Origin of the sequence: Haemophilus sputorum HK 2154, assembly GCF_000287615.1 — a bacterium.
In the GTDB taxonomy this organism is placed as follows: domain Bacteria; phylum Pseudomonadota; class Gammaproteobacteria; order Enterobacterales; family Pasteurellaceae; genus Haemophilus_A; species Haemophilus_A sputorum.
Genome location: NZ_ALJP01000020.1, coordinates 21860 through 31077, shown reverse-complemented (window position 1 = coordinate 31077; position 9218 = coordinate 21860). Strand labels below are relative to the sequence as shown.

11 protein-coding genes and 4 tRNA genes are annotated in these 9218 nt (G+C 42.3%); 9 read left to right on the top strand and 6 right to left on the bottom strand.

The features are described 5' to 3' along the window. From tuf to HMPREF1128_RS08735, 5 genes are all read right to left on the bottom strand, one after another. The coding region (gene tuf, locus HMPREF1128_RS08755; protein ID WP_007526476.1) for an elongation factor Tu at positions 1 to 821 on the bottom strand (821 nt) is incomplete at its 3' end. A gap of 111 nt (positions 822 to 932) precedes the next feature. Next, positions 933 to 1008 (bottom strand) — tRNA-Thr (locus HMPREF1128_RS08750). A gap of 3 nt (positions 1009 to 1011) precedes the next feature. Beyond that, positions 1012 to 1086: transfer RNA gene (locus HMPREF1128_RS08745), tRNA-Gly, on the bottom strand. 47 nt (positions 1087 to 1133) lie between these two features. After that, positions 1134 to 1218: transfer RNA gene (locus HMPREF1128_RS08740), tRNA-Tyr, on the bottom strand. 36 nt (positions 1219 to 1254) lie between these two features. Beyond that, positions 1255 to 1330 (bottom strand) — tRNA-Thr (locus HMPREF1128_RS08735). 245 nt (positions 1331 to 1575) lie between these two features. On the opposite strand from HMPREF1128_RS08735, the gene coaA reads away from it, so the two are divergent. The 9 genes from coaA (at position 1576) to HMPREF1128_RS08690 (ending at position 7457) form a co-directional block, all read left to right on the top strand. Next, positions 1576 to 2526, top strand: coding sequence for a type I pantothenate kinase (gene coaA / locus HMPREF1128_RS08730; RefSeq protein ID WP_010128939.1), 951 nt, complete (start codon positions 1576 to 1578; stop codon positions 2524 to 2526). A 134-nt stretch (positions 2527 to 2660) separates the two neighbouring features. After that, positions 2661 to 3203: a DsbE family thiol:disulfide interchange protein gene (locus HMPREF1128_RS08725; protein WP_010128940.1), complete on the top strand. Its 543-nt coding sequence runs from the start codon at positions 2661 to 2663 to the stop codon at positions 3201 to 3203. Next, positions 3200 to 3673: a cytochrome c-type biogenesis protein gene (locus HMPREF1128_RS08720; protein ID WP_007526453.1), complete on the top strand. Its 474-nt coding sequence runs from the start codon at positions 3200 to 3202 to the stop codon at positions 3671 to 3673. Before HMPREF1128_RS08725 ends, HMPREF1128_RS08720 begins: the two co-directional genes overlap by 4 nt. After that, positions 3670 to 4587 carry a c-type cytochrome biogenesis protein CcmI gene (gene ccmI, locus HMPREF1128_RS08715; protein WP_007526455.1) on the top strand — a complete coding sequence of 306 codons (918 nt, stop codon included), beginning with the start codon at positions 3670 to 3672 and terminating at the stop codon, positions 4585 to 4587. The genes HMPREF1128_RS08720 and ccmI overlap by 4 nt, the downstream gene beginning before the upstream one ends. 248 nt (positions 4588 to 4835) lie before the next feature. Continuing rightward, entirely contained in the window at positions 4836 to 5429 is a 594-nt protein-coding gene (mog, locus tag HMPREF1128_RS08710; RefSeq protein WP_007526467.1) for a molybdopterin adenylyltransferase, read from the top strand. Beyond that, positions 5426 to 5764: a nitrogen regulatory protein P-II gene (gene glnB / locus HMPREF1128_RS08705; RefSeq protein WP_007526449.1), complete on the top strand. Its 339-nt coding sequence runs from the start codon at positions 5426 to 5428 to the stop codon at positions 5762 to 5764. Before mog ends, glnB begins: the two co-directional genes overlap by 4 nt. Next, entirely contained in the window at positions 5764 to 6264 is a 501-nt protein-coding gene (gene lspA, locus HMPREF1128_RS08700; RefSeq protein WP_007526481.1) for a signal peptidase II, read from the top strand. The genes glnB and lspA overlap by 1 nt, the downstream gene beginning before the upstream one ends. Then, the gene (ispH, locus tag HMPREF1128_RS08695) at positions 6265 to 7209 is read left to right on the top strand and encodes a 4-hydroxy-3-methylbut-2-enyl diphosphate reductase (protein WP_007526472.1); all 945 of its coding nucleotides are present in this window, start codon (positions 6265 to 6267) and stop codon (positions 7207 to 7209) included. Next, positions 7209 to 7457: an FAD assembly factor SdhE gene (locus HMPREF1128_RS08690; protein ID WP_007526465.1), complete on the top strand. Its 249-nt coding sequence runs from the start codon at positions 7209 to 7211 to the stop codon at positions 7455 to 7457. Before ispH ends, HMPREF1128_RS08690 begins: the two co-directional genes overlap by 1 nt. 127 nt (positions 7458 to 7584) lie before the next feature. On the opposite strand, the gene HMPREF1128_RS08685 is transcribed toward HMPREF1128_RS08690, so the two are convergent. After that, the gene (locus tag HMPREF1128_RS08685) at positions 7585 to 9117 is read right to left on the bottom strand and encodes a YifB family Mg chelatase-like AAA ATPase (RefSeq protein WP_007526469.1); all 1533 of its coding nucleotides are present in this window, start codon (positions 9115 to 9117) and stop codon (positions 7585 to 7587) included. Between the last annotated feature and the right edge of the window lie 101 nt (positions 9118 to 9218).

Here is a 9218-nt window from a genome sequence, read left to right as displayed (position 1 = left end):
TTCTCACCCGCACGACCTTCGTCTAATAATTTACGGAACATCTCTACACCAGTTACTGTTGTTTTCGCTGTATCTTTGATACCTACGATTTCAACTTCATCACCAGTACGGATGATACCACGCTCAACACGACCTGTTACTACTGTACCACGACCAGAAATTGAGAATACGTCTTCGATTGGTAATAAGAATGGTTTATCAATCGCACGCTCTGGCTCTGGAATGTAAGTATCTAAGTGGTTTGCTAATTCTAGGATTTTTTCTTCCCATTCTGCAACACCGTTTAATGCTTGTAATGCAGAACCACGTACGATTGGTGTATCGTCACCTGGGAAGTCATATTGTGAAAGAAGTTCACGAACTTCCATCTCAACTAATTCTAATAACTCTTCGTCATCTACCATGTCGCATTTGTTTAAGAATACGATGATGTAAGGTACACCTACTTGGCGACCTAATAAGATGTGCTCACGAGTTTGTGGCATTGGACCATCTGTCGCTGCTACTACTAAGATTGCGCCGTCCATTTGTGCCGCACCGGTAATCATGTTTTTAACATAGTCCGCGTGTCCTGGGCAGTCAACGTGTGCGTAGTGACGGGTTGGAGTATCGTACTCAACGTGTGAAGTGTTGATGGTGATACCACGAGCTTTCTCTTCTGGTGCGTTATCGATTTGGTCGAATGCACGCGCTGAACCACCGTAGTGTTTTGCTAATACAGTTGTAATTGCAGCTGTTAAAGTTGTTTTACCATGGTCAACGTGGCCGATTGTACCCACGTTAACGTGCGGTTTTGTACGTTCAAATTTTTCTTTAGACATTTTTAAAAAGCCTCTTAAACAAACACGGTTACAATGGTGTATAACCACATTAACCACATGTAGAATATAAAACTTAAATATGAGAAAAGATAAGAAGTTAGAAAAGAAGAGTGGTGCTGATAGGCGGATTTGAACCGCCGACCTCACCCTTACCAAGGGTGCGCTCTACCAACTGAGCTATATCAGCGTTTGGAGCGGGCAGCGGGAATCGAACCCGCATCATTAGCTTGGAAGGCTAAGGTAATAGCCATTATACGATGCCCGCTGTTCTAAATTCGTCTGTCCCATACTGTGCGATTCAATTTAGGAAAGTGGTGGAGGGAGAAGGATTCGAACCTTCGAAGGCTGAGCCAACAGATTTACAGTCTGCCCCCTTTGGCCGCTCGGGAACCCCTCCACGCTTTAATTGAATACTTGACTAAACTACACAAAATGGTGCCGACTACCGGAATCGAACTGGTGACCTACTGATTACAAGTCAGTTGCTCTACCTACTGAGCTAAGTCGGCATTGCGTTGTCGTAAGCAAGTGAGGTGCATTATAGAGATTTTTTAATGGGGCGCAAGTACTTTTTTCAAAAAAATAAAAAATTCCTTTCTTTCGCCGTTTAAATCAGCAAAACGATGAAAAAATAGAAAGTTTCATGCATTTTTAGGGAATAAATCGCCAAGAAGACTGATTTATATTGTATAGTTTGCACCATTCTTTCACCGTTTCGGTGACTTTTTAGTGAACAAAATCAGAGATGTTGGCAATGAGCCTCGAACAAAACCGAAAAATCACGCCTTTTTTAACCTTTAATCGTGAGCAATGGGCAGCCCTACGTAAATCTGTACCATTAAAACTCACAGAACAAGACTTAAAACCCCTATTAGGTTTTAATGAAGAACTGTCTCTTGAAGAAGTTCGTACTATTTATCTCCCGCTTGCTCGTTTAATTAACTACTATATAGAAGAAAACTTAAAGCGTCAGGCTGTGTTACATAAGTTTCTAGGTGTCGAAGCGCCCAAAGTCCCTTATATTATCAGCATTGCTGGGAGTGTTTCTGTCGGAAAAAGTACATCTGCACGTATTTTACAAGCATTGCTTTCTCACTATCCGCATGATCGTAAAGTCGATTTAATCACCACTGATGGCTTTTTATATCCATTAGCGACTTTGCAAGAAAAACAACTGCTCAAACGTAAAGGATTTCCAGAATCATATGATATCCATCGTTTGGTGCAATTTGTGGCGGACATTAAATCTGGCAAGCGCGAAGTGAAAGCGCCGATCTACTCGCATTTAACCTACGACATCATTCCAAATGAATTTAACATTGTCGATCAACCGGATATTGTCATTTTAGAAGGCTTAAATGTATTACAAAGTGGCATGAATTATCCTTCAAGCCCGCATAATGTTTTCGTTTCTGATTTTGTCGATTTTTCTATTTATGTGGATGCAGATGAAGCATTACTTAAAGAATGGTATATTTATCGCTTCTTAAAATTCAGACGCAGCGCATTTTCAGATCCAAATTCATACTTCCACCACTACTCTCGTTTATCGGAAGAAGAAGCAATTCACACCGCTTCCACTATTTGGGATGAAATCAACGGCTTGAACCTTAAACAAAATATATTGCCAAGCCGTGAGCGAGCGAATCTGATTTTAGAGAAAGGACATAATCACGAAATTCAAACCGTGAAATTAAGAAAATAACAGCAAAAAGGATTGGTGATACACCTAGCTGCCTAACCATTCCTTTTGATATTGGCAGAAATCACTTATGTTTTAGTCAATTCAACGGCGGTGATTTCAATTTGCAAAACTTCAACCAAAAACGACCGCTTATTATGAACAAAAAACTTTTTCTTCCTTTAGCCATTTTCCTAACCCTCAGTATTGCCTTAATGGTACAGCTTTTCCGCAACGGCAATGGGGATGACCCGAAAAAACTTGAATCTGCACTTGTAGGCAAACCTGTGCCGACATTCAAATTAGAGTCAGTCGTAAATGAAGCTCAAATATTAGATGAAAACGTGGTAAAAACCGGGCATCCTCGCCTCTTAAACGTGTGGGCGACTTGGTGTCCAACTTGCTACGCGGAACACGCTTATTTAACCGAACTGGCTAAACAAGGGGTAGAAATTGTTGGCATCGACTATAAAGACGAACGCCCAAAAGCAATGAAATTTTTAGCGAGTTACGGCAACCCTTATAAAGCGATTATTTTTGACCCGAAAGGCTCACTTGGCTTAGATCTTGGCGTTTATGGCGCACCTGAAACCTTCATTATTGACGGCAAAGGCACCATTCACTACCGCCATGCAGGCGATGTAAATGAAAAAGTATGGAATGAAACATTGAAACCGATTTATGAGAAATTAAAACCATGATGTTCACTAAAAAATTTTCTTTTCTATTATTAGCATTTTGTCATGTTAGCTTTGCAGCCCCTATCGAATTCAACCAATTCGATAACCCGCAGCAAGAAGCAGACTATCAATCTCTTATTCAAACCTTGCGTTGTCCGCAGTGTCAAAACAACAACATTGCGGATTCTAATGCAACCATTGCAACAGATATGCGTGGTAAAACTTTAGAGCTACTCAAGCAAGGCAAAAACAAAGAAGAGGTGGTAGAATATATGATTGAGCGCTACGGCAATTTCGTTACCTACGACCCACCAATGACGCCGGCAACTATTTTCTTGTGGGTGTTGCCTGTCTTATTGATTTTAACAGGGCTTGGGCTCATTCTACGTCGCCGTAAAGCGCCACAAGCGGTCGAAAATACCGAAAAATTTACAAAATCGGCTCTCGATCAAGCCCGTTTGGATGAAATTTTAAATAAGGATAAAAAATGACTTTTTGGCTTGTCGCCCTATTAATTACCTTGGTGATTGCTGCCATCGGCTTTTACCCGTTACTCAAACAAAAAAACCGCATCTCACAAACTGAACGAGATCAACTAAACAAAGCGTTCTATTTTGATCGTCTTAATGAAGTTGAAAAAGAAGCTAACGAAGGTGTAATTGAAGATGCTGAACAGACAAAACTTGAGCTTCAACAAAGCTTGTTAGACGATATTCCAGCAGAAACTCAAGACCAAGTTGCTTCTCAAAAACGCTTTGGTAAAGGAACTTTTGCCGCGCTGTTAGTTGCCGTTTCTGCAATTAGTGTCGGTGCGTACTGGCAAGTCGGCTCATGGCAAGCGGCTGACATGGTAAACATGACGCATCAAAAGCTCACCTATTTTTACGAACGCATTAAAAGTGAAGATACAAATCCACTTTCTGAAGCCGAGCTGAACCAATTTGCGATTGCACTACGTACAGACCTGCAGAATAACCCGCAAAATGCCAAAGGTTGGTTTATGCTAGGGCAAATTGGGATGGCGAAAGAAGATGGGCAACTAGCCTATGAAAGCTACGGCAAAGCGGCACAACTTGAGCCTGAAAACTTGCAATATCAATCAACCTACGCTCAACTGCTTATGACCTCTAATACGCCAGCAGACAAAGAGCAAGGCAAAAAATTGCTAAAAGAGATTCTTCGTAAAGATCATACTAATCTTGATGCACTTAGCCTATTAGCTTTCAGTGCTTTTGAAGAAGAAGATTACAAAATGGCTGCCATGACTTGGGGCATGATGTTAAAACTGATTCCCGAAGAAGATCCGCGCCGTAAAACAGTAGAGAAAAGCGTGGATATGGCAATGCAAATGATGAAAATGCAAGAAGAAAAAGCAGCCCCATCTACGGCTGAGCCACAAAAATAATGGTTAAACTTAACTGGATTTCTCTGTAAATCACGACTGCCAAATCTCCCCTTCCCCTCTTTGTAAAAGAGGGGTTTTGATTGAGTTAATATTGAATATTGAATATCAATGCACGTATTCAATATCGCTTATAACAATATGACTCAGCCCATTACTCTTAATTGACTAAAGATTCTCTTTAGTAAAGAGGGGAAAGGGGAGATTTGTTAGCGATTATTTACGGCGTCTTTATTAAATGAGAAGTTAAAATGCTAAATAAAGAAAAACTCAAAGTCGGTCTTGTTTCCGTTTCCGATCGTGCTTCACAAGGTGTTTATCAAGATGAAGGGATTCCAGCGCTGCAAAGCTGGCTAGAAAAAGCGCTAACCGAAGCATTTGATGTTGAAGTGCGTTTAATTCCAGACGAGCAACCACTCATCGAGCAAACTTTAATCGACTTAGTGGATAATCATCACTGCCATTTGGTGCTGACCACAGGGGGAACTGGGCCTGCCAAAAGAGATGTCACCCCAGATGCAACACTCGCTGTAGCACACCGTGAAATGCCAGGCTTTGGCGAACAAATGCGCCAAGTGAGCTTACAATTCGTACCAACCGCGATTCTCTCCCGCCAAGTGGGCGTCATTCGTCACGATTCACTCATTCTAAACCTACCCGGCCAACCAAAAGCAATTAAAGAAACGCTAGAAGGGGTTAAAGATAGTGAAGGAAAAACGCTTGTTAAAGGGATTTTCTCTGCAATACCGTACTGTTTACAATTATTAAGCGATATTTATATCGAAACCCATGCCGAAGTGTGTGAGAGTTTCCGACCAAAATCTGCAAGAAGAGAAACAAAATGAAAAAAATTGAAGCAATAATTAAACCATTTAAATTAGACGATGTCCGTGAGGCCTTAACTGATGCTGGCATTACGGGCATGACAGTGACTGAAGTAAAAGGCTTTGGTCGTCAAAAAGGTCATACTGAACTCTATCGCGGTGCGGAATATGCCATTGATTTCCTGCCGAAAATTAAAGTTGAAGTAGTTGTGGCAGACGATCAAGTGGAAGATTGCCTTGAAGCGATTATTGATACCGCCCAAACAGGTAAAATCGGCGATGGTAAAATTTTTATTTATGATGTAGAACGGGCGATCCGCATTCGCACCGGCGAAGAAAATGAGGATGCACTCTAATGCAAAAGAAATCTGGTTTAATTTGGCTCTGGCTGAGCCTTATTGTGATTGTGGGCGATTTATGGTCGAAATATGTCATCGTGCAAAATTTTAATTTGTATGACACAGTGAATGTTTTACCTATTTTTAACCTCACTTACGCTCGTAATTACGGCGCGGCATTTAGCTTCTTAGCGAATCATGATGGCTGGCAAACTTATTTCTTCTTAGGGTTAGCGATTGTGATTTCTTTAGCACTCGTTGTGATGTTAGCACGCTCGCAAGCGGGTAAAAAATTAGAAAATTCTGCATATGCGATGATTATCGGTGGCGCATTAGGCAATGCGATTGACCGTGCTTACAATGGCTATGTAGTTGATTTTATTGATTTTTATTGGAACTGGGACGGCTACCACTTCGCCACTTTTAACGTAGCCGACATTGCAATTTCAGTGGGCGCTGGTTTATTGATTCTTGCCGCATTCTTAGACGGTAAAAAAGAAAAAACAAAGAGTGATTAAATGAAAATTTTATTAGCTAACCCTCGCGGTTTTTGTGCTGGCGTTGATCGCGCAATCTCGATTGTGGAACTTGCATTAGAAATTCATGGCGCACCCATTTATGTTCGCCATGAAGTCGTTCATAACCGCTTTGTCGTGGACGGTTTAAAAGCCAAAGGGGCTATTTTTGTTGAAGAGTTGGATGAAGTGCCAGACGATGCGATTGTGATTTTCTCCGCTCATGGTGTTTCTCAAGCCGTTCGCCAAGAAGCAAAACGTCGTGGCCTAAAAGTCTTTGATGCCACTTGTCCGCTTGTAACCAAGGTACATATGCAGGTTGCGCGTGCAAGCAAACGTGGAACTAAAGCTATTCTCATTGGGCATGAAGGTCACCCAGAAGTCCTTGGCACAATGGGGCAATACGATAACGAAAACGGCGGCATTTATTTAGTTGAATCAGTCGAAGATATTGCGCATCTGCCTGTTTCTAATGACGATGATTTAACTTTCATGACCCAAACCACGCTCTCGATTGATGACACGAGTGGTGTAATTGATGCACTGAAAGAAAAATATCCTGCCATTCAAGGCCCTCGTAAGAATGATATTTGCTATGCTACAACCAACCGCCAACAAGCGGTTAGAGAGCTCGCCAAACAATCGCAATTAGTGTTAGTTATTGGTTCGAAAAACTCTTCAAACTCTAATCGTTTAGCAGAACTCGCATCTCGAATGGGCGTGCTAGCTAAACTGATTGATGGTCCACAGGATATCGAACCGCAATGGTTAGAAAATGTAGAAACTATCGGAATTACGGCTGGTGCATCTGCCCCTGAAGTATTGGTGCAGTCGGTAATTTCTCACCTGAAAACATTAGGGGTTACCGAAGTCGCTAACCTAGAAGGCCTAGAAGAGAATATGTTCTTTGAAGTACCAAAAGAATTACGAATTAACGAGGTAAACTAATGGCTGAAATTAACCGCTTTAAATTAGAATGGGCATGTCGCCGTGGGATGCGTGAGCTAGATAAAATGATTATGCCATTTTACCAAAATCATTTTGATAGCTTAACTGAGGCTCAACAGCAAGCCTTTGCAGAAATGCTAACCTATCCTGATCCTGAGCTATTTCGCTGGGTGATGCACCAACTTCCCGCACCAACACCGGCAATCACTGCCATCATTGAGTTAATGCGAGAAAAAATCGATCGATAACATGAAATCACGGTCATAAGATGAAATCCTCCGCTATCAAAGGATTGAATCCATGGCCGTTTTTTTATCTGTACAAGCGGTCAGATTTTCCTAACATTTTGCAGTAACAGACTCCATTCTTTTTCCCTTACTGCCCGCCTTGCAACCGTTGTAGTAATCTATCCATCGCGCGATAACCCAAAGCTTCTGCTAAATGAACCTGTTGAATATCCTTTTCTTCCGCCAAATCCGCAATTGTTCGAGAGACTTTGAGAATACGGTGATAAGCACGAACCGATAACCCTAATTTTGCCAAAGCACTTTCTAAAAATCGGGCATCTTGTTCAGATAACTGGCAATCTCGTTCAATCTCTCGTGTGGAAAGCTGACCGTTGATTTTCCCTGCGCGAGCAAACTGAATTTCTCTGGCTTTTAATACACGCGCACGCACTTGTGCTGTGGTTTCTCCTCGATGCTCATTTCCTGCTTGAAGCGCGCCTTGCGGTAACAACGGCACTTCAATCGATAAATCAAAGCGATCAAGAAACGGCCCTGACAGGCGATTTAAATAGCGCATCACTTGCTGAGGTGAGGCGCGATTATGCGTGCCTTGATAATGTCCTGTTGGGCTTGGATTCATTGCAGCAATCAACTGAAAACGTGCAGGGAATTGCACCTTAGCATTAGCGCGAGAAATAATGATTTCACCCGATTCTAATGGCTGGCGAAGCGCATCTAGCACCTTACGTTCAAATTCTGGCAATTCATCCAAAAACAAAACGCCGTTATGCGCTAAAGAAATTTCACCAGGTTTAGGAATAGAACCGCCGCCTACTAGCGCGACCATAGATGCACTATGGTGCGGCGCACGAAATGGGCGTGCTTTCCAATTTTGAAAATTCAGTTCATTTTGCACCAAACTACTGACTGATGCTGTTTCAATCGCTTCGCTATCAGACATTTCTGGTAATAAATCAGCCAATCGGCTAGCCAGCATGGTTTTGCCTGTGCCGGGTGGGCCGAGAAACAACAGATTATGTTGCCCACTAGCAGCAATCATTAGCGCCCGTTTAGCATGTTGCTGGCCGATAATATCTGTTAAATCACGGCTTACAAGCGGTGACTTTTCTTCAGCATTTTGCAAAATTTCTTGCGCAATCGGTAAGCCATCACGCCGATTAAGAAAATTCACCACTTGTAGTAATGAGGAGGCAAAATAGGTTTTGGCATTTGAAACTAACGACGCTTCATTCGCATTGGGGCGCGCTAAAATCATGCTCCGTTTTGCTTTTTCAGCAGAAATAACAGCCGGAATAGCACCATGCACCCCACGCAAGCCACCTGTTAGTGCAAGCTCGCCGAGAAATTCAAACTGTTTGAGTAAATCAGAGTCAATCTGCCCGCTGGCGGCAAGAATGCCGATAGCAATCGGCAAATCAAATCGTCCACCTTCTTTGGGTAAATCGGCAGGCGCAAGGTTGATGGTAATGCGTTGTGGTGGGTAGAAAAAATTGGCATTCATCAATGCACTTCGCACCCGATCGCCAGCCTCTTTCACCGTAGCTTCAGGCAACCCTACAATCGTTAATTTGGGCTGCCCATTACTAATATGCACTTCAATCGTCACCAATGGCGCTTCCACACCCATTGAAGCTCGGCTGTATACAATCGCCAGCGACATGCTTTTCTCCTTCACAAAAATTTTGCAAATCCTAGAAAAAATCAGACCGCTTGCGTAGCAAATTTTTATGCTTTTTCGAGCCAGATCGCAAATTTAGTTGG

Coding starts and splice junctions, on each gene's coding strand:
- lspA (WP_007526481.1), top strand. CDS start 5,764: ATGCAAAAGAAATCTGGTTTAATTTGGCTCTGGCTGAGCCTTATTGTG.
- HMPREF1128_RS08725 (WP_010128940.1), top strand. CDS start 2,661: ATGAACAAAAAACTTTTTCTTCCTTTAGCCATTTTCCTAACCCTCAGT.
- ccmI (WP_007526455.1), top strand. CDS start 3,670: ATGACTTTTTGGCTTGTCGCCCTATTAATTACCTTGGTGATTGCTGCC.
- ispH (WP_007526472.1), top strand. CDS start 6,265: ATGAAAATTTTATTAGCTAACCCTCGCGGTTTTTGTGCTGGCGTTGAT.
- glnB (WP_007526449.1), top strand. CDS start 5,426: ATGAAAAAAATTGAAGCAATAATTAAACCATTTAAATTAGACGATGTC.
- HMPREF1128_RS08690 (WP_007526465.1), top strand. CDS start 7,209: ATGGCTGAAATTAACCGCTTTAAATTAGAATGGGCATGTCGCCGTGGG.
- coaA (WP_010128939.1), top strand. CDS start 1,576: ATGAGCCTCGAACAAAACCGAAAAATCACGCCTTTTTTAACCTTTAAT.
- HMPREF1128_RS08720 (WP_007526453.1), top strand. CDS start 3,200: ATGATGTTCACTAAAAAATTTTCTTTTCTATTATTAGCATTTTGTCAT.
- mog (WP_007526467.1), top strand. CDS start 4,836: ATGCTAAATAAAGAAAAACTCAAAGTCGGTCTTGTTTCCGTTTCCGAT.
- HMPREF1128_RS08685 (WP_007526469.1), bottom strand. CDS start 9,117: ATGTCGCTGGCGATTGTATACAGCCGAGCTTCAATGGGTGTGGAAGCG.